Origin of the sequence: Dyadobacter crusticola DSM 16708 (assembly GCF_000701505.1) — a bacterium.
In the GTDB taxonomy this organism is placed as follows: Bacteria; Bacteroidota; Bacteroidia; order Cytophagales; family Spirosomataceae; genus Dyadobacter; species Dyadobacter crusticola.
In genome coordinates this window covers 323,589-343,465 of the sequence record NZ_KL370787.1, presented here as the reverse complement: position 1 = coordinate 343,465, position 19,877 = coordinate 323,589, and the positions used below count along the sequence as shown (strand labels likewise).

General features: G+C 47.5%; 17 protein-coding genes. 12 read left to right on the top strand and 5 right to left on the bottom strand.

Features of this window, described 5'->3' with window-relative positions; all coding sequences use genetic code 11:
• Window positions 1–171 precede the first annotated feature (171 nt).
• The 7 genes from Q369_RS0126240 (at window position 172) to Q369_RS0126210 (ending at window position 8,794) form a co-directional block, all read left to right on the top strand.
• The gene (locus Q369_RS0126240; protein ID WP_031530685.1) at window positions 172–1,254 is read left to right on the top strand and encodes an aldose 1-epimerase family protein; all 1,083 of its coding nucleotides are present in this window, start codon (window positions 172–174) and stop codon (window positions 1,252–1,254) included.
• Window positions 1,255–1,377: 123 nt separating this feature from the next.
• Window positions 1,378–2,592 (top strand): class I mannose-6-phosphate isomerase, encoded by a 1,215-nt coding sequence (locus Q369_RS0126235; RefSeq protein WP_031530684.1) that lies wholly within the window; start codon window positions 1,378–1,380, stop codon window positions 2,590–2,592.
• Window positions 2,593–2,737: 145 nt separating this feature from the next.
• On the top strand, window positions 2,738–3,778 hold the full coding sequence (locus Q369_RS0126230; protein ID WP_031530683.1) for a sugar phosphate isomerase/epimerase family protein: 1,041 nt from the start codon (window positions 2,738–2,740) through the stop codon (window positions 3,776–3,778).
• A gap of 151 nt (window positions 3,779–3,929) precedes the next feature.
• Complete coding sequence (locus tag Q369_RS0126225) at window positions 3,930–5,087, top strand: Gfo/Idh/MocA family protein (RefSeq protein ID WP_031530682.1); 1,158 nt, start codon at window positions 3,930–3,932, stop codon at window positions 5,085–5,087.
• Between the two features lie 85 nt (window positions 5,088–5,172).
• Window positions 5,173–6,675, top strand: a complete 1,503-nt coding sequence (locus Q369_RS0126220) for a sugar ABC transporter ATP-binding protein (protein WP_031530681.1) — start codon at window positions 5,173–5,175, stop codon at window positions 6,673–6,675.
• A 138-nt stretch (window positions 6,676–6,813) separates the two neighbouring features.
• A complete protein-coding gene (locus Q369_RS0126215) occupies window positions 6,814–7,761 on the top strand; it encodes an ABC transporter permease (RefSeq protein WP_031530680.1) in 948 nt (315 codons plus the stop codon).
• A 91-nt stretch (window positions 7,762–7,852) separates the two neighbouring features.
• Window positions 7,853–8,794 carry a sugar ABC transporter substrate-binding protein gene (locus tag Q369_RS0126210; RefSeq protein ID WP_031530679.1) on the top strand — a complete coding sequence of 314 codons (942 nt, stop codon included), beginning with the start codon at window positions 7,853–7,855 and terminating at the stop codon, window positions 8,792–8,794.
• A 511-nt stretch (window positions 8,795–9,305) separates the two neighbouring features.
• On the opposite strand, the gene Q369_RS29205 is transcribed toward Q369_RS0126210, so the two are convergent.
• Together Q369_RS29205 and Q369_RS29975 are read right to left on the bottom strand one after the other, a co-directional pair.
• On the bottom strand, window positions 9,306–9,455 hold the full coding sequence (locus tag Q369_RS29205; protein ID WP_157488324.1) for a hypothetical protein: 150 nt from the start codon (window positions 9,453–9,455) through the stop codon (window positions 9,306–9,308).
• The gene (locus tag Q369_RS29975; RefSeq protein ID WP_031530677.1) at window positions 9,442–9,897 is read right to left on the bottom strand and encodes a DUF6934 family protein; all 456 of its coding nucleotides are present in this window, start codon (window positions 9,895–9,897) and stop codon (window positions 9,442–9,444) included. Before Q369_RS29975 ends, Q369_RS29205 begins: the two co-directional genes overlap by 14 nt.
• A gap of 134 nt (window positions 9,898–10,031) precedes the next feature.
• On the opposite strand from Q369_RS29975, the gene Q369_RS0126190 reads away from it, so the two are divergent.
• The 3 genes from Q369_RS0126190 (at window position 10,032) to Q369_RS29195 (ending at window position 12,489) form a co-directional block, all read left to right on the top strand.
• Window positions 10,032–11,399 carry a Gfo/Idh/MocA family protein gene (locus Q369_RS0126190; RefSeq protein ID WP_031530676.1) on the top strand — a complete coding sequence of 456 codons (1,368 nt, stop codon included), beginning with the start codon at window positions 10,032–10,034 and terminating at the stop codon, window positions 11,397–11,399.
• Between the two features lie 209 nt (window positions 11,400–11,608).
• Window positions 11,609–12,184: a DUF4136 domain-containing protein gene (locus Q369_RS0126180; protein WP_031530675.1), complete on the top strand. Its 576-nt coding sequence runs from the start codon at window positions 11,609–11,611 to the stop codon at window positions 12,182–12,184.
• A 167-nt stretch (window positions 12,185–12,351) separates the two neighbouring features.
• Window positions 12,352–12,489 (top strand): hypothetical protein, encoded by a 138-nt coding sequence (locus Q369_RS29195; RefSeq protein WP_157488322.1) that lies wholly within the window; start codon window positions 12,352–12,354, stop codon window positions 12,487–12,489.
• A 34-nt stretch (window positions 12,490–12,523) separates the two neighbouring features.
• Here Q369_RS29195 and Q369_RS0126170 read toward each other — a convergent pair whose 3' ends face one another.
• Window positions 12,524–13,981 carry a peroxiredoxin family protein gene (locus Q369_RS0126170; RefSeq protein ID WP_031530674.1) on the bottom strand — a complete coding sequence of 486 codons (1,458 nt, stop codon included), beginning with the start codon at window positions 13,979–13,981 and terminating at the stop codon, window positions 12,524–12,526.
• Window positions 13,982–14,158: 177 nt separating this feature from the next.
• Here Q369_RS0126170 and Q369_RS0126165 point away from each other — a divergent pair, with 177 nt between their 5' ends.
• Window positions 14,159–17,113, top strand: a complete 2,955-nt coding sequence (locus tag Q369_RS0126165) for an FAD-binding and (Fe-S)-binding domain-containing protein (RefSeq protein ID WP_031530673.1) — start codon at window positions 14,159–14,161, stop codon at window positions 17,111–17,113.
• A gap of 1 nt (window position 17,114) precedes the next feature.
• On the opposite strand, the gene Q369_RS0126160 is transcribed toward Q369_RS0126165, so the two are convergent.
• The gene (locus Q369_RS0126160; RefSeq protein WP_031530672.1) at window positions 17,115–17,366 is read right to left on the bottom strand and encodes a YrdB family protein; all 252 of its coding nucleotides are present in this window, start codon (window positions 17,364–17,366) and stop codon (window positions 17,115–17,117) included.
• A gap of 211 nt (window positions 17,367–17,577) precedes the next feature.
• Between Q369_RS0126160 and Q369_RS0126155 the strand changes: the two genes are divergently transcribed.
• Window positions 17,578–18,318, top strand: coding sequence for a hypothetical protein (locus Q369_RS0126155; RefSeq protein ID WP_031530671.1), 741 nt, complete (start codon window positions 17,578–17,580; stop codon window positions 18,316–18,318).
• Between the two features lie 77 nt (window positions 18,319–18,395).
• Here the strand turns inward: Q369_RS0126155 and Q369_RS0126150 are convergent, their stop codons facing one another.
• On the bottom strand, window positions 18,396–19,856 hold the full coding sequence (locus Q369_RS0126150) for a SusD/RagB family nutrient-binding outer membrane lipoprotein (protein WP_031530670.1): 1,461 nt from the start codon (window positions 19,854–19,856) through the stop codon (window positions 18,396–18,398).
• Window positions 19,857–19,877: the final 21 nt, after the last annotated feature.

Here is a 19,877-nt window from a genome sequence, read left to right as displayed (position 1 = left end):
GTCACCGTGAGCTATCCCGCTTGTCACCCTGAGCGCAGTCGAAGGGAGTAGCGCAAACGCCTGCCCTTCGACTGCGCTCAGGAGGGTGACAAAAAGGGAACAAAGCCTGTAAGAACATTAAAAAAATACTCTTTTTAGCTTTTAGTATTATACTATTTAGTAATAAAAATAATGGAAAGTGCCGATTCAATAAACCAGGACTGGATAGATAAGGTGTCAAATCACGCGCAGGTAGGTGGTATTGAAACATCTGTACTGGACAATGGCGCGGGGCGAGGTACCCGGATCGCGTGGGTGAATACAGGCACCGGGCTGCGTTTTAAGGTAGTGCTAGACAGGGCAATGGACATTGCAGAGGCATTCTATAACGAGCACAGTCTGGCCTGGATCAGTCACGTGGGCGTAACTTATCCGCAGCCTTTTTCGGATAAAGGCATCGACTGGCTCCGGACTTTCGGCGGCGGCCTGCTTACCACTTGCGGCCTTTCTCACGCAGGCGGACCAGAATCAGATGAGTATGGTGATCGCGGACTGCACGGTTTGATCGGGAATGCACCTGCCGAGCTTATTTCGATTGTGCAGCCGGATCTGAGGAAAGGTCAGCTGGAAATGAGCATAACAGGCATAATCCGCGAAACCAAGCCTTTTGGCCCCAGTTTTGAACTAAAAAGAACCATATCGGCCACCTTGGGAAAACCCGGGATTCGCATTCAGGATGAAGTCACAAACCGGGCGAATACACCGGCGCCGCATATGCTTTTGTACCATTTCAACTTCGGCTGGCCGCTGGCCGACGAGGGTACAGATATTCTCTGGAACGGAAAATGGCACCCGCGCCATGGCGAGGAAAATGCAAAGATCTTTAAAGAAGGTAATCCATTTAAAAAATGCCCGGCACCGCTCGAAAGTCACCTCGGAACAGGAGAAGAAGTAGCATTGATTGACGTGGAAGCAGATATTTTCGGGGATAGCATTTGCGGTTTACATAATGAAAAATTAGGCCTCGCTGTGGCTTTGAAATGGAAAAAAGAGCAGCTGCCCTGGCTGGCCAACTGGCAGCATTGGGGAAAAGGAGAATACGTGACCGGCCTTGAGCCCAGCACGCACCCGCTGTCGGGACAAGCAAAAGCAAGGAAGGACGGAACGCTGATCTTCATAGAACCGGAAGAAACAAGACTTTACGAGCTCGAACTCAATGTGCTGACTGAAAAGGAGGCGATTGAAGAGTTGCTTTTGAAGGTGACGACAGCTTAAATGACCTTGTTAAGCTGCGCTCAGCATGACAAAGAAGGGAGCATTGATAAGAAGCATTACATAAATGAAGCTTGCAATAACTAAATCAAGTACAATCAACTAAACCAACTTTCAATATAAACAATGGGACTTTCAAGTATAGCTGAGAAGGCGTTGGAGCAGGGAAAAGGAATATTGCGTTTGGCTCCTACGTGGGTGCCGCGCTCATTTTGCGTTCCCGGCCGCAGGATCAAATTACACCCCGATGATTATTATGTATTGGGTGGAGAAAGAGGAGGGATCGACGAACGTTGGCTGTCTTCCACTACTCCGGCTGAAAACGGACCGCTGACCGGCGACAATGAAGGTTTGAGCCAAATTGTTTTGGAAGATGAGTCAGGAGTCCAGAAAGTAACATTGCGGGACGCGGTTGATGAGCTGAAAGGTGAAATCATAGGAGAAAGACTCTGGGATCAATACAAAAGCTGGCCCATGTACTCCAAGTTTTTCGATAACATGGGTCCGCTTCCGCACCATATTCACCACAGAGATGAGCACGCTGCAATGGTGGGCCAAAACGGAAAGCCGGAAGCCTACTATTTCCCGCCTCAACTCAACAACCACGGGGGCGATTTTCCATACACATTCATTGGTATCGCGCCCGGTACTACAAAAGAGCAAATCAAGGAGTGCCTGATGAACTTTACCAAGGGCGACAACAAGATCACCAACTACTCTCAGGCATTTCGCCTGGAACCCGGGACAGGGTGGGATGTGCCTCCTGGTATGCTACATGCGCCGGGCAGCTTGTGTACTTATGAGCCTCAAAAAGCATCAGACATTTTTGCGATGTATCAATCGCTTGTGAACGAGGCCGTTATTCCGGAAGAATTGCTTTGGAAGGGAACTCCTAAAGACAGAATCGGCGATTATGACCTGTTGATGGAAGTAATTGATTGGGATTTGAATGTCAACCCAAATTTGATGGAAAAGCACTTCATGCGTCCCAAACCGGTGAAAGATGTAGCTGAAATGGCGGAAGAAGGATACAGCGAAAACTGGATTTGCTACAAAAACGAAGCTTATAGTGCCAAGGAGCTAACCGTGTTCCCCGGACAAACTGTAACTATCACGGATGCTGCTGCATACGGAATGATAGTCATGCAAGGCCACGGTAAATTCGGTGAGTGGGATATCGAAACCCCTGCATTGATCCGCTACGGACAACTGACAAATGATGAATTCTTTGTGAGCGAAAAAGCAGCAGTGCAGGGAGTTGTAATCAGCAATCCATCCAAAACGGATCCGATTGTAATCTTGAAACACTTCGGCCCAGGAAACCCGGATTTGGTGTTGTAGGGAACTTCGGCGGTCGGCTATCAGCAGTCGAAAAGCCGGGTGAAGACCTTAATCATTGGAATAAGCCAATTTTCAAATAAATAATCTTCGAAGCCGAAAGCTGACTGCCAACGGCCGAAGTATCTAAAAACTAACTTCTTAAACCATGCCTGAAAATAATTATCCTAAACTCCACAATGCCACCTGGCCTGGGATTGTTGGAAAGGGCTCTGACTCTGAGCCGATTATTTCATTTGATACCATGCTCGAACATACCGCCGCTGCTGAGGTAGACGGTATCAAGTTCGACGGTATTGATATTGGTCTGTTCGATCCGCATGTAGGCATTTATATGAATACCGAGGACGGACCAAGGCGACTTGCTGATAAGCTGAATGCATTGGGTCTGGAAGTGGGCAGTTTGGTTGCGAATGTATGGGCGGGCTCCGCAATGGGTACTCAGGAAGCACGCGATGAATTTGTTAATCAAGTCCGCATAGCTTGCGAATTTGGTAAAAAACTGCGTGACCTGGGTGTTCGTAAAGGCGGCGTTATTCGCGTGGATTCGGCTTGCTCGCCCGAAGCCTGGGCCGCTGACCCTGCCGGAAATACCAGGCAAATCGCCGAAACGTGGCGCCGCGCATGTGACGTAGCTGCTGATTTTGGTGAAAAGCTGGCGGCCGAAGGTGAGATCTGCTGGGGTGGAATGCATAGCTGGAAAACAATGCTTGAAACACTGAAAGCGGTTGACCGTCCGAATATGGGTTTCCAGGCGGATATGTCACACACTTTCCTGTACCTGCTCGGGTACAATGCGCCTGAGGACCGTATCCTGCCCGAAGGTTTTCAATGGGGAGATCGCATTGCCCAGGAAGAAGGTTTAAAGAAAATGACCGCAGCGCTTCGTCCGTACACTTTCGATTTCCACGTTGCGCAAAACGACGGAACGGTACACGGAACGGGTTCGCACGATAAAACGGGACGTCACTGTCTGGCTACCGATCCAAATGGCAAGCTTGATATCACAAAAGACGCGGGTTTCTGGATGCGGGATGAAAATGGCGAAGTAACCAAAGCATTCCGCCATATCTGTTGGGACGGCTGCATGTTTCCGAACGAAGTAATGACGAATCAGCAAACCTGGAATGATATCCTGGCTGCATTGATCAACGTAAGAAAAGCCCACGGCTGGTACCAGGAGGCATAATCCCAGGAGCAGCGCCTCTCCCGTCGACTGAAGTCGACGGAAATGGATGATTGGAAATTACCAGCCACCGCATCCGGCAAAGCATCGTACAAAAACATCCACTTGCCGTCGGCTTCAGCCGACGGAACAGAGATAGATAGCAATCAATTTTATGGAGAAAAAAGAAATAAGAATAGCATTAATAGGAAGCGGGCTGATGGGACGCACGCATTCCAATGGATATAAACGCATCGGGGACTTCTTCCCTGAGCTCGAATACCGCCCTGTATTGCAGGCTGTTTGCTCCCGTAACGAAGAAAAAGTGAAAGCTTTCGCCGAACAGTGGGGCTACGCTTCTTATGAGACAGATTGGAGAAGGATCATCGAGCGCGACGATATCGACGCGGTTGATATCTGTACGCCCAACGATACCCACGCCGAAATCGCATTGGCTGCCGCTGCTGCCGGTAAAATGATCCTTTGCGAAAAACCGCTTGCCAGAACATTGGACGAAGCCAAACAGATGGTGGAAGCCATTGAAAAAGCAGGTGTGAAAAATACAGTTTGGTACAACTACCGTCGCGTTCCTGCGGTTACTCTGGCTAAACAAATCGTTGATTCCGGTAAGCTGGGGCGCATTTTCCATTACCGCGCTAATTTCCTGCAGGATTGGACGATTAATCCCGACGTACCGCAGGGAGGTGCTGCCACGTGGCGTTTGGATGTGGACGCAGCTGGTTCCGGTGTAACGGGCGACTTGCTTGCGCATTGCATTGATACCGCAATGTGGATCAATGGCGGTATCAAAGATGTATCGGCTGTGACTGAGACTTTCATCAAAGAACGCGTACATACAGGCAGCGGCGAGAAGAAAAAGGTAGGTATCGACGATGCCTGTATTTTCCATTGCCATTTCGAAAATGGTTCGCTGGGGCTATTTGAATCAACACGTTATGCGCGCGGGCATAAGGCGCTTTATACATTTGAAATCAATGGAGAGCACGCTTCCATTCGCTGGGACCTGCACGATTTGAACCGTCTGGAATACTTCGATCACAGCGACGAATCGATTGTGCGTGGTTGGAGATCGATCCTGGTTACGGATAGCGACCAGCCTTATATGAAGCGCTGGTGGATTCCTGGGACCAGCATTGGTTATGAGCATTCGTTCATTCACCAGGCTGCCGATTTCTTCGAAAGTCTGCAAACCGGCGAACCTTGCTCGCCTACTTTTAAGGATGCTTACGAAACTCAGAAAGTGTGCGAAGCGGTACTCGATTCGGCGGCTTCCAAGTCATGGAAGGATACCGGCGTGGAATGGGAAGGCTAACTCCATTTTTTTGCCAAAAATAAAAAAGGGCTTTAACCACTTGCTGAGTATTCAGGTTGGGGTTAAAGCCTTCTTAAATTGACTTATGCCGGAATTTATTCTTACTGTCAACCAACTTTCGAAATCGTTTTCGGGGATTAAGGCGCTGGATCATGTCAGCTTTAATCTGCGGAGAGGGGAAGTGCATGCATTGATGGGCGAAAATGGTGCGGGTAAGTCGACATTCATGAAAATCCTGATCGGCTTACTTGCGCCGGATTCGGGCGAGATCATTTTTGAGGGTGAAAATCTGCACGACAGCAATGTCGGCGATACGCTCAAAAAAGGAATCTCAATGATCCACCAGGAAATCCTGATTATACCGGAGTTGACCGTAGCACAGAATATTTTTTTGGGAAGAGAAAAGGCATTTGCACCGAAAACAAGCTGGATACCCGCCTGGCTGGACGATTCAGAGATCAACAAAAAATCGGCGCAGATCCTGCGACAGCTTGGCGTCGACATTTCTCCTAATACCAAAATGAAGCACCTGAGCGTCGCGCAAATGCAAATGGTGGAGATTGCGAAGGCTGTTTCGAACGATGCGAAGGTGATTGTCATGGACGAGCCAACCTCTGCGATTTCGGATAAAGAGGTAGAGATGCTGTTCAAAATGATCCGTGACCTCAAAGCGAAGGGTGTCAGTATCATTTATATATCTCACAAAATGGACGAGATTTTCCGGATCTCGGATACGATTACTGTTTTGCGGGACGGTAAATACATTGGAACAAAAAGGGCCGACGAACTGGATCAGAACACGCTGATTTCCATGATGGTTGGACGAGAAATCGGGCAGTTATTTCCAGAAGGAACCAGGGAGATCAAAGAAGAAATCCTGTCTGTCGAAAATCTGGGGAGAAAAGGAAAATTCTCTGATATCAATTTTGCCGTTCACGCAGGTGAAATCTTAGGATTGTCCGGGTTAATGGGCGCGGGGCGGACTGAAATTGCGCGTGCGATTTACGGTTTGGACAAACTGGATGAGGGGACGATCAGGATCGCGGGTGAAACCGTGCAGATCAACTCACCATTAAAAGCCTTGAAAAGCGGCATTGGCTATGTGAGCGAGGATAGAAAGGGGTTGGGTTTTATTCCGGGAATGTCCGTCAAAGATAATGTCACATTATCGAGCATGAATCGCCATCGGAAAGGCATTTTTATCGATACCAAAAGTGAAGAAGCCGCAACTGCGCAAGTGATCGCTGATTTGCGGATCAAGACTGCCGGGATGGGCCAGAACGTGACAAATCTGAGCGGCGGAAATCAGCAGAAAGTAGTGATAGGTAAAGTGTTACTGGCTGCTCCGCGGCTGATTATATTAGACGAACCAACGAGAGGCGTGGATATAGGGGCGAAATTCGAGATATATAAATTGATACGAAACCTGGCGGAAGAAGGAATGGCGATCGTCCTGATCTCGTCTGAACTGCCCGAAATTTTGGGTATGTGCGACCGGATTATCGTGCTGTCAAAAGGCAGGCAAACGGCAACGTTGTCAAGAGAGGAGGCGACGCAGGAGTTGATTATGAGGAGGGCGGTAGTTTAGGGCTGTCGGCTGTCGGCAGTCAGCTTTCGGCTTTTTGCGTTATTTCCATCAAATGCTTAATTACTCATTTGTCAGAAAGTATAACCACATAAAAACTAAAAAAGCCGACGGCCGACTGCCGATAGCCGAAGTAACCCCATGCTCCAAACTCAAAACTTCCGCCTCACCAAATTTGGCCAATACGGCATATACCTGGCGTTTCTCATTCTTTGTATTGTGCTGGCTTTCAGTACGCCGCGATTTTTTACGGTTTCCAATTTGCTGATTATCGGCACGCAGGTGTCTATCAATGCATTGCTTGCATTCGGGGTGACGTTTGTGATCATTACCGGAGGAATTGATCTTTCGCTTGGTTCGATGGTGGCGGTGACGGGCGTGGTGGCGGCTACCTTTGCGCATCCGGATACCTATCCTCTTGCGGTTCCTTTGTTAGCGGGTATCGGCAGCGGATTGCTGTTCGGCGCATTCAATGGGCTGGTGATCACTAAAAGCAAAGTGCCCCCATTTATCGTTACGCTGGGTACGATGACAATCGGGCGAGGTCTTGCTTTGATCATTAGTAAAGGCCGTCCGATTTCCAATTTGTCCGATACTTTCAACTTCATTGGCGGAGGAAACATTTTTGGTATTCCATTCCCAATCGTCATTCTGATCGTCGCATTTGCAGTTTGTGCGGTGATTTTGAACAAAACCGTTTTGGGCAGATATATGTACGCGGTAGGTGGGAACGAGCCGGCCGCGCGTGCTTCGGGAATTCGGGTAGGCAATGTAAAAATGTGGGTTTATACCATTTGCGGGATACTTTCTGCAATGGGTGGGATTTTACTCACTGCCCGGATCACAACCGGTCAGCCGAATGCAGGAGCGGGGTTCGAGCTGGATGCGATCGCAGCAGCGATTATAGGTGGTACAAGTACTTCCGGCGGAACAGGTACGATGACTGGAACACTAATAGGTGCATTATTGATCGGTGTGATCAGCAATAGTCTGGACCTGCTCAATGTAACTTCCTATTACCAGCAGGTCGTGATGGGCGTTATCATCATCGGCGCAGTGGTGCTGGATGGGTTTGGGAAGAAGGAATGAATATTGGAGGAAGGAAGAAGGGAGGAAAGGGAGAACGGAGGATTTTAAATATTAATTTCTTGATGGCCGAAAGCCGATAGTCGAAGTACTTATGAAAATCAACTCAATTTTTGCTGCATTTATCGCCGGCGCTCTCTTGTCAGGTTGCAATCAATCTTCGGATGGGAAATCTGGTGAATCTTCTGGCGAGAAGCTGGTGATCGGCGCTACGATGCTGAGTATGCAGAATGAATTTATCGTGAATGTGAGTGACGAAATGGAGGCGAAGGCGAAAGAGCTGGGTGTGGAGCTGATCACGGTTGATGCTGAACGTTCGGCTTTGAAGCAGGTGGAACAGGTGGAAAGTTTCATTGCACAAGGCGTTGATGCGATTATCATGAATCCCTGCGAAGTAGAGGCAAGCTCGCCGGCTGTCAAGCTCGCGATGAACGCTAATATCCCGATCATCAATGTAAACTCGGAAACTTCTGCGAAACCAACTGCATTCATTGGCTCCGATGATACGGAGTCCGCCCGGATCGCGATGCGGTATTTGGTTGATAAGCTGGGCGGCAAGGGTAATATCTTGATGATGCACGGTTTTATGGGGCAGGCGGCGCAGTTAAAAAGAGATAATGGCGCAAAAGAAATCCTGAAAGCGAACCCGGGCATAAAGCTGCTTGCCGAGCAAACCGGCGAATGGGACCGCGCCAAGGGAATGTCTTTAACCGAAAACTGGATCCAATCTTACGGCTCACAGATCAATGCGATCTTCGCTCACAATGATGAAATGGGAATGGGTGCAGTAAAAGCATTGGAAGCCGCCGGGTTGAAAAATAAGGTGATCGTAGTAAGCGTAGACGCTATTCCCGACGCATTGCAAGCCGTGAAGAAAGGTTCTTTGGACGCTACCGTCTTCCAAAATGCAAAAGAACAAGGCAGCAAGGCAATCGAAACAGCAGTGAAAGCGGCAAAAAAGGAAGCATTTGAAAAGGAAGTGCTGATTCCTTTTCAGCTGGTGACGAAGGAGAATGTGGGGGAGTTTTTGAAGTAGCGTAACTGATTAATTAACACGCTAATTGAAGATGCACACACTTGATTTGACGGATATGGTCATTTAATGCCGTACGAATTAATCGAGATAGATCTGGAGACGTTTGAGCACTACTTCTTGTTTAATGAGGAGCGATCGAAAATATACACTGAAATCAAAGGGCTAGTCTCACGAATGAAGTTGTCGATAGTAGAAATCTGGATAGATTGTCTCGACGGACAACTCTTTTTTTTGAGAAACCGCCAGAATGTTAGAAAAGGGATAATTAGAATATTATTGTGATGAAACCTTTTTAACAAGTTCAAAGTGAGATTCAGCTGACTTTGGAAAAAATTGCAAGAGCCAATAGCGCAATAGCATGGCACGAATAGGAAGAAAACGTCGATGTGCTTGCAGTTCAACAATTCAAGGATTTCAAAAAACAGCTAACAGAACAACTGCTTGAACTGTTAGAGCAGATGGATATCAGATTTGATGTTGCTGCATAATATTATGCACTTTTAAGTAGTAGTTACTTCTTGTCCTTGTCGAAAAGTGAAAAATCAACTTCTTTCAGCTGTTCACGGACGATCTTCATCTTCGCTTCAACGAATGCTTCGATCGTAGGGTAGGTGATCACCTCTCTTGGAATTCGTCTCTTTGATTTATCAATTGTTTTCATTTAATGTGCGTTTAGGTGTTATTGAAAAGCCTATATAGTTGGTATCTGCGCTGAAAGGCTCTTGCCCAGTCTGCGGAACTCCATAAATTTCATAATATTTTTTCGCTTCATGAAATTCCCGACTGATTATCGCCCGGTAAAGTCGGGTACGAGATGGAGTACTTCCGGTAAAATAAATTGATCGCGACTGATCCTTGCCTAGGAAAATGGATATTGTTTCAATAACAGTTGCAATAATTTTGTTCATATCCCCATTATTGCTGACTGTTAAGTCGCACAGATCGCCATTTGGAAGTACATGCCCCAGGCATAAGTTATACTTGTTAGAGTCCATTGAGGAATACAAGACAACCTTCCGATCCTCCTTAAACTCACCCTGACTCAAAAATTCAAAATAGCAGCACGATTCGTCGTGCGTGAACGCATAGGATTCTGACTTCATAGAAAACTTGGATACCAATTCTATTAGACGTCAGGTTGCATAAATAGTAACAAGCTGTTTTTGTAAAGTAAATCCGGGACCTGCCTTCGCTTTTAGTAGCATTTCACATTGATTTTGAATAAAACCAGTAACGAATGAACACTTTCAATATCAACCGCCGCAGCTTTTTACATGGGGCTACTGCGGCGCTGGCGCTTTCGACTTTCGGCGCAAGAGGAATGGACCTGATTAATCCGGCTAAAACTTTGCGCGTAGGACTGATCGGTACGGGCTGGTACGGGAAAAGTGATTTGTTCAGGTTGATCCAGGTGGCTCCTGTGGAGGTTTTGGCGCTTTGTGATGTGGACAAAAATCAGTTGAATGAAGCCGGGAAACTCGTTAGCCGGCGGCAGAAATCCGGCAAAGTGCCGAAGCTGTATGGCGATTACCAGAAAATGCTTGCAGAAAATGAGATGGACATAGTCCTCATCGGTACACCCGACCATTGGCACGCATTGCAGATGATCGACGCCGTGAAAGCCGGCGCGCACGTGTATGTACAGAAGCCGATCAGTGTGGATGTAATGGAAGGCGAAGCTATGGTAGCTGCTGCGCGAAAATATAAGAAAGTAGTGCAGGTAGGGACGCAGCGGAAAAGCACGCCGCATCTAATTGATGCCAAGAAAAATATCGTTGACGCAGGTCTGCTAGGCAAAATTTCCCACGTAGAAATGTGCTGCTACTTTCACATGCGCAACAACGGTAACCCGCCTGTGGAAGCAGTTCCGGCGTTTCTGGATTATGAAAAGTGGACTGGTCCGGCGCCCCTGCGGCCCTACGACGGGCTCCCGCACATCCGCTGGTGGCGCACATTTATGGAATATGGAAATGGGATCACAGGAGATATGTGCGTGCACATGTTCGATACGGTGCGCTGGATGCTGAAACTCGGCTGGCCCAAAAAGATCAGCTCAACAGGAGGTATTTATGTTCAGAAAGAAGGTAAGTCCAATATCTCGGATACACAGTCTGCCATTTTTGAATACGACGGACTGAATTGTGTGTGGCAGCATCGCACCTGGGGAACGCCAAATAATCCGGATTATCCCTGGTCATTTACATTGTATGGTGAAAAAGGCACGCTTTGGGCAAGTACTATGGCGTATGATTTCATTCCGCAGGGTAAAGGCGAAAAGATCCATAAAGATGTTGTTTATGAAAAAGAAAAGTATCCTGAAGATTTGAAAGAAGACAGAATTGAGCTCAATGCAGCACCCGCTACCCGGCTTCACATGCTTGATTTTCTGAGCGCAATCGATAACAGCAGTAAGCCGGTTGCCGATATTGAAGAAGGCCACATTTCGACTGCCAGCTGTATTCTCGCAAATCTCTCTATGAAAACCGGAAGGTCGCTTGTTTATGATCCTGTAAAACGCGAAATTGTTGGAGATAGAGAAGCGACCGCATTACTGGCGCGCGAGTATCGTTCCCCCTACGTTCATCCTGACTATAAAACCATTTAGATTGATCCAAAAGTTTGTGGTCCGCAATACATTCCCAGTGCTCTCGTCCGGTTATGCCGGGCGCTTTTTTTGTTGCTGGTATGAAATTTATAGGCGCGCATAACAATCTGACAAAAAATGAGTTTTATACATTGTTTTCCGATCATTTTAAACCTTTTGCCCTCGGAAACTGTCAGATATATTGTTAAACTAAACGTTCAATCAAAAAGATGAAAAGCATAGTGAAGTTGATAAAATCCGCCGGTGTAGCGGTTGTGGCGGGAGTGCTGATAATGGCGTGCAGCCAGGCCCTTCAGGTTAGTTACGATTACGATTCCTCGGTTAATTTAAAGCAATTCAAAACCTTCAAAGTAGAGGCAGAACATAACATGGAAAATGACCCTCTGCTGGGTAGCGAATTGAACAGAAGACGACTGGGTGATGCAGTGAAAGAAGTAATGGAAGCGAAGGGTTATAAGTACGACCAGCAGAGTCCTGAACTGATTGTCAGATTTATGACAGATGTGAAAGACCGTCAGCAAGTACGCTCTAACAACATGTACTCGCCTTATATGTGGTGGTACGGTGGTGGAAACAACATTTCTACCTATAACTACCAGGAAAGTCGCTTTATCCTGAATATCTATCAGAAAAACAGCGACAGAATGATCTGGCAGGGCTGGGCTTCCGGCAAGGTAAAAGCGCCAACCAAGAAGGAAGACCGCGAAACAATGGTTAAAAACACCATGTCAGATATCCTGAGAACCTTCCCGCAAGCGACAATGGATACGTATAGCAGGAAGTAATTTTAAGTTTTGATTCAAACGATGAAAGCCGCGGATAGCGGCTTTTATCGTTTGAAGGTATCTTAAAAAGTCTCCCCTCACAAACTCAAGGATTTGACTGGACCAAAAACAGAAAGCTGGAACTTGCAGACAGCGAATTATCTGAGTTTAACGAGGTAATGCTAAAAATGTCCTCCAAAATGCAGCACGATTATAAAAGTCTTTGTGCGGGGCTTGCTAGTGTGAAGCAGATCTGTGACAATTATGACTTGCACATCGACTACCAGCAGGTAGATTCTCTGCACAGTATCCGGGTTTTTGCATAAAAAAAGCGCGGATAACTTCTCCGCGCTTTCATTTCTATTTCGCAACTTTCTGCAATTCAGCTGCCAGTGTTGGGTTGTCCGGAAATTCCTGCGGTATCCAGCGGTTGACGATCTTGCCGGAAGCGTCGGCGACTAGAAACGGGTAGCGAATATCGATCGCGTATTTGTCTTTCAAAACCTCTATATTTTCATCCGAAGCCCACAAATGCTTCACATTCGGCCGCTCTTTTGCATATTGTTTCCAGGTAGCAAGCGGAATACCAGGCGCCACGGAGACGTAAACAAAAGTCACTTTCGATCCGTACTTATCTTCCAAAGCTTTCAGGCCAGGCTCGTGCTGACCGATGCTGAAAGAAAATACCATGCAAACCGGCTTTCCCTGCAAAGAAGCAACGGTCACTGCGCTGCTGTCGGGTGCAAGCAGGGTAACATCCGCGAGCTGCGCGCCAGGCTGCAATGCAGATTTTGTATCAATTAATTTCGCGATATAGGCCGCGTTTTCAGATTGCGGGAAAGTCGTTTTATAATCTGCGAGCAGCGTTTTAGCAGTTTCTACGTTCGGGATTGCAGTAGCAGCGTAGTTGAGCCAGTAAGTAAGCAGGTATTCCCGTTGTTTGGGATACTGCGCCAATTGTTCTTTGCTGAATGCGTATACATCTTTCAATGCTTCCGGACTGATCTCGTAACGCGTCTGAGAATTCAGCGGATATTTTCGGGTAGATGGAATTAACGCCCAGTTACGGAGCTCATCACGATACGCCTGGCTCAGTAATGCGTCGTCGGGCATAATTTTGAAATCTGCAAGTGTGGCATCTTCCAACTCTTTACGTTGTGTGGCATCGAGTTGCCCGACACGGTTGCGACGCATAATTCTTTCCTGTATCAATCTGCGGGTGGTAGCAGGCTCCGTGGCGGTAGTCGCGAGCACGTAAGCTTCAAATGCAGGTACAGCCGGATTGGTGGTTTTGAATTTCTCGTAAGCTTCCAGCCGCACTTTCTTCAAGCTGTCGCTCTGGGCGATCACGCTTTTGTTGTCGATTTGAGAAGGTTTATAGCCAAATACAGGCAGGTACTGATATTGGTTTTCGAGAAAGTAGTTTTTCAGGAAAGTCTGATAATTCGCATTCTTGCCAGAGAAAGTTATATCATTGTTTTCTGCAAAATTGATGGTCAGGTCGTCGCCCGGCTGCATGAAAAGCATCCAGGTTTTATTAAGCCCGTTGCCGCTGTACTGCAGCCGCATCATCTGGGGTTTGCTGAGCTGTATTACTGCTTTCTCACTTGCTTTTTCAGCAAAGTTAACCGCCATAACAGGTTCCAGTTTCGCATCAGCCAGCCCAATGCCCAGATTGGGGTGGAAGTGAACATCCTCGCTGATCAGCGTCACGTTCACAGGTCCTTGCTTGGAAACGGAAAGCGTAATGATAGCAGTATTTTGCGCGAAGGCAGAGAAGCTGAATAGTGTGAGTATCAGTATGGTAATTTTTTTCATGTTCTCGATTAGTGACGGTTTTTTGTAAGACTCGTGTGTAAAAATTGTGCCAATATACGTAATGGAATTTCGGCTTTGTGCACCGTCCTGGTCAAATGAAGCTGGTCAATTTTCGTTAACCGGACAATAACTAACATTTGTGCGTTAATTTAGCCAGGCATTTTTCGCTTGTTCATCATGAGTCCCGTTTCCCAAATCCAGTTCAATGCGCTACGCTCCCGATTCGAAGGTGAGCTGTATTTTGATAATTCTACATTACATAGCGCTCAGAAGTCCATTTATGCGACTGACGCGTCGGTTTACCAGGAGTTACCGGTGGCAGTAGCATTGCCGCGGAATGTTCAGGATATCAAAGCTTTGATTGAATTTGCAAAAACCAACAAGGTAACCCTCATTCCGAGAGCGGCCGGTACTTCGCTGGCGGGGCAGGTGGTGGGAAAGGGGATTGTGGTAGATATTTCCAAGCATTTTAACAAAATACTGGAAGTCAACCAGGCTGAAAAATGGGTGCGGGTGCAACCGGGCGTAATCCGCGATGATCTGAATAAGTACCTCGCACCTTATGGGTTGTTATTCGGACCGGAAACTTCCACGGCCAGCCGGGCGATGGTCGGGGGGATGATCGGGAACAATTCCTGCGGGCTGCATTCCATTACCTGGGGAGATACGAGGGGTAATCTGCTGGAAGTAAATGCATTGCTTTCAGACGGGCAAGAAACAGTTTTTACAAATAATCCAATACCTGATTTTACCAAAAAGATTGCCGAAAAGCAGGCGAAAAGCGGACGGGAGCAGGCGGTTCTGGCAGGTATGTTCGGGCTGATTTCCAATCCTGTTGATCAGGAACTGATTAAAAAACAGTTTCCAAAGCCAACAGTTACCCGCCGCAACTCCGGCTATGCGCTGGATGCATTGGTGCGCAATTTTGAGAATGGAAGTATCAATCTCTGCAACCTGATCGCTGGCTCGGAAGGTACCTTGTGTTTTGTAACCGAAGCCAAGCTCGCATTGGTCGATGTTCCGCCGGCTTCTGTCGGAGTGGTTTGCATTCATACCAATTCCGTAGCCGAAGCATTGCACGCCAACCAGCTTGCCATGAAATTTAATCCGAAAGCTTCCGAGCTGGTGGATAAGTACATTATGGATTTTACCAAAGACCATAATGTGTATTCACAAAATCGCTTCTTTATGCAGGGCGACCCCGCGGCGATGCTGATGGTGGAATTTTGGGGAAACGACAATGGGGCAGTAGAAGCGCAAGCCAGTGCATTGGTAAGCCAGCTCCGGGAACAGCAGCTGGGATATGCATACCCGTTACTCTTTGGCGATGATGCAAATAAAGCCTGGGATATACGAAAGGCTGGTTTGGGTTTGATACGAAATCTGCCCGGTGATACGCAGCCTGTCAATTTGATAGAAGATTGCGCAGTGGCGGTCGAAGACTTACCTGCTTATATTGAAGAAGTAGAATTGCTGCTGCGTTCGCACAATTTGCACGCATCGTACTATGCACACGCAGGCGCCGGCGAGCTGCACGTAGAGCCGATGATCAATTTGAAAACCTCGGAAGGTAAGTCGCTGTTCAGACAGGTTTTAGCAGATACCGCGGCTTTGGTTAAAAAGTACAATGGCGCACTTTCGGGAGAGCACGGCGATGGAAGATTGCGCGGAGAGTTTATCCCATTTATGATGGGCGAGGAAGTGTACGAAATGTTCAGGCAGGTAAAGCGGATCTGGGACCCCGACGGCATTTTCAATGCAAACAAAATCGTGGATACCCCGCCGATGAACGAATTCCTGAGATACCAGCAGGATCAAGCTCAGCCCGCGATTAAAACTATTTTCGATTTCAGCAAGCAGGAGGGTATTCTGCGGCTTGCCGAGAAATGCAGCGGCTCAGGCGACTGCCGGAAAACGGAACTAACCGGCGGTACCATGTGCCCCAGCTACATGGCGACCCGCCGCGAACGAGATACCACCCGAGCACGCGCCAATATTTTGAGGCAATATTTCACTCCGATTAAAGAAAAACAAAAGTCGACAACGCAGGCAATGGTGAAAGAGATACTTGATCTGTGTCTCTCCTGCAAAGGCTGTAAATCGGAATGCCCGTCCAGTGTGGATATTGGTAAAATGAAGGCCGAGTTCACGCAGCAATATTATGAAACCCACGGTATCCCAACCCGCAGCAAGCTGATCGCCAACTTTTCGAAACAAATGAGGCTAGCTTCCATTGCGCCCTGGGCATTCAATGGCGTATTCGGCCAGCCTGCATTGCGAAAAGTAGCAAACAAAATGGTAGGTTTCCACCCCGACCGCAGTATGCCTTCGCTTGCATCGCAAACGCTGTCACAATGGTGGAAAAAGAGAAAAAAGCCGACGGTAAATGTATCCCGGATCGGAACAGTGTACCTGTTCTGTGATGAATTTACCAACTATAACGATGTTGAGATCGGTAAGAAAGCGGTTGAACTTTTGGAAGCTTTGGGGTATGAAGTGATCTTTCCAAAACACACAGAATCCGGCCGCTCGTATTTATCCAAAGGCTTTGTGAAAGAAGCGCAAAAGCTGGCCATTGAAAATGTCAGTTTGTTAAAAGACAAAATTACCTACGAAACGCCGCTGATCGGGATTGAACCTTCGGCAATTCTCTCATTCAGGGACGAATACATTGATTTGGTGCCAGAAAAGCAGCGTGACGATGCACAGAAAATCTCCGCAAATGCATTGCTGTTTGAAGAATTTATAGCCCGGGAAATTGACGCAAAACGGATCAATAAATCTGTTTTTACACAAAAAAAGCAGCTTATCAAGCTGCACGGGCACTGTCACCAAAAAGCATTATCTACATTAAGCGCTTCCAAGAAAATGCTGTCGCTTCCTGAAAATTACCAGACTCAGCTTATTCCTTCAGGATGCTGTGGAATGGCAGGTTCGTTCGGATATGAAGAGGAACATTATGAAGTCTCCATGCAAATCGGCGAGCTGGTGCTTTTTCCAACTGTCCGGCAGCAACCCGATGAGGTCATCATCGCTGCTTCCGGAACCAGTTGTCGCCACCAGATTAAAGATGGCACCGGACGCAAAGCGAAGCACCCGGTCGAAATATTGTGGGAAGCATTGATCCGGTAACCTAGTTTGTACCCCTTACATGCTCCATTACGGTATCGGCAGGCATTTGGTTAGCAGTATCTGTGGCTACTGTGTCGGATCCTGCTGCACTTTGTGAAGGAGTGTCAGACTCCTGGAAATTTTCGTCGTGGTTGAAAAAACCTCCCCAGAAAGCGATGGCCATCAAAACGATACCAACTCCAAGGATCCATTTCCAAACGTTCTTGGTATTCTTGGTAGCTCTTGCTTCTTTGTCTGTTTCTCGACTGTCCATGGTTCAATGATTTAGTTTGAACAGACACCTACCATTTTTATACCAAGCCCAAAATCAAGCGCTCCGGGCCATTTATATAACATTGTGTTGATAAAATTTCCCCAAACTAAGTAGGTGGAATTTTAATGTAATAAAACCTCTATGTTTGGTGTTAGCATAAGTGGAAATTCGTTCCATTACCCCCATTTCGTCACATTTTAAGCCAATATTCATGAAGATTTCCCTCAGATACCCTGCATTGTCAATCTTGTTTTTCGCATTGATCTGCGGCCGGAGTTACGGACAGAATACCAGGAGCTTTCTTTCTGTAACAGCAGGTTACAGCTTACCGGTAGGTGAACTGGCGCGTGAAAAACTCGACGATCCATTCTCGGGTCTGGCGGGCTCAGGCTACTTTGGACAAGCTAACTTTGACTTCCGTCTTAGCCGCGGATTTGGGTTGCGGGCATCCGGGAGTATGAACCTGAACACAACCATTTCCCAGCCGATTGTAGACAAAGCCAATGATTACGCTGAGGTACTGAATGAGACTTTTCTGTGGGATGCGAAAGTTTCAAAATGGAAATTCAATGCATTGATGATCGGACCGGCATTTTACCTCAATATGGGCCGCGCTCAGATCGAAGTTCACGGGCAGGTAGGGAAAATCTGGGCGGATTCACCGTCTGTCAACCTGGTCGGAATTTCCGAAGCGGGCGGCGAACCAATCACAGTTGACCTCAAACCAGCATCAACTTCTGCATTAGGACTTTCTGGCGGAGCGAGCTTGCGGTTTCCTATCGTTGGAAATTTGTTCTTTCAACTGAGCGGAGACGTAATTGGTGGTCAGGCAGAACTGAAAGATGTGACAATCCGAGCAGTAAGAGGCAGTTTTGAATTTGCTGAGCCGATAAGTGAAAAGCGGTTTGTGGGTGTGGTGAACGTAGGCGCGGGATTGGGGATCGCATTTTAGTTTATATAAAATAAAAAAGAAAACCGGTCTGGCGCCGCAAGCCTGACCGGTTTTCTTTTTGTACAATGGTTTGCTGTTTATTTGGCAAACCAGAGCTTCATTTTCATGTCATTCTTTCCACCCTGGGCTGCCAGCGCCGCGCTGTAATTGTCAAAGTTCAGCGATTCTTCGGAACCTGGATAGGGTAGTCTGGTCGGAATAACATTTCCATTGGTATTCAATGCGGGCGGTACAAGCGCGGGCAAGCCGGTGCGCCGGTACTCAGTCCAGGCTTCTACGCCCTGGCCGTACAATGCGATCCACTTTTGCTCCATCATCTGGGTAAAACCTTCTGCGCCCGGCTTCAATGCATTTGTTGTCAGATAAGTGTCCGGCACAGTCAATTTGTATTGGGCAAAAGAAGCAGTAATTGCATCGGAGTAGTTTTTCGACGCGGTACCCGCAGCTGCAACTCCCTTGTATGCGAACTCCGCTTTAAGGAACAGCAGCTCTGCGTAGCTGATCAGCACACCAGGCGCAGTAGCTGCCACGAAGTAGTCGCCTACTTTCGAGGTTTTTGAAAGTCCCAACGCGTTTGCGTCAGATGAAGACAAACCGTTGGGTACTCCCTTGTATTCGCCTCCGTCAGCCGGTTTATTGGCATATACCGCAAGTCTGCCGTCGCCCAATGCAAGCAGCTTGTTTACCAAAGTTGCACTTACGCGATGGTCGTCGCGGGTTTTGCGGTTCTGGTTGATCGGGTTGTTGTTATTGGTTGCGTCGAGGTAGTTCAGCTGCACATTATCTGCATTCGATTCCAGTACCGGGTACTTGGCAGGGTCGCTCAGAATGCGTGCAATCTCGCTTTTTACGTCAATCGGTGCGTCAGCTTTGTCGATCATCCGGCTCAGAATGCGCAGGCTCAGTGTATTGGCAAACTTTTTCCATTTGGTGAGGTTACCATTGAAGAGGATATCTCCTGCAATTGCCTTGTTTTTGTCGGCCACATCAATGGACTCGCCTGCGGTTTTCAGCTCTGCAATCAAGCCGGCGTACACATTCTTTTGCGCATCGTACTTTGGCAGCAACTTATCTTCCAAACCCTGCAATGCATCCGTGTACGGGATATCACCATAAATGTCGGTCAGCAAACAGAAAACCCAGGAGCGCATGATTGTTGCCACAGCCGCATAGTTGGTGTTCCCCGATTCCTGCGCGATCTTGTTGATCCGCTGGAAATCCGCAAGCGACTCAATGTACAAAGTCTGCCAGCCGGAAGTAAAAACGTCGGCAGAAACGGTATACTGGTCTACATCGGTGTATTGAATGCGCGCCCAGTGCTGTACAAAACCGTCGCCCACATCCTGCCCGATAGAACCACCCCAGTAAAGGTCAACCGCACTCTGGATCCCGTGCGGCAGAAAAAGATCGGCTGTACCGCTTGCTGCGCTGTTGTTATTGGTGTTGATTTCGTCAAAATCGCCGGTACAAGCCGAGAGGCAGAGAATGGAAGCCGCCAGCAGTGTTTTTGATCTGAATGAATGTATGATGCTTTTCATGATAAAATCAGTTGAGGTAAT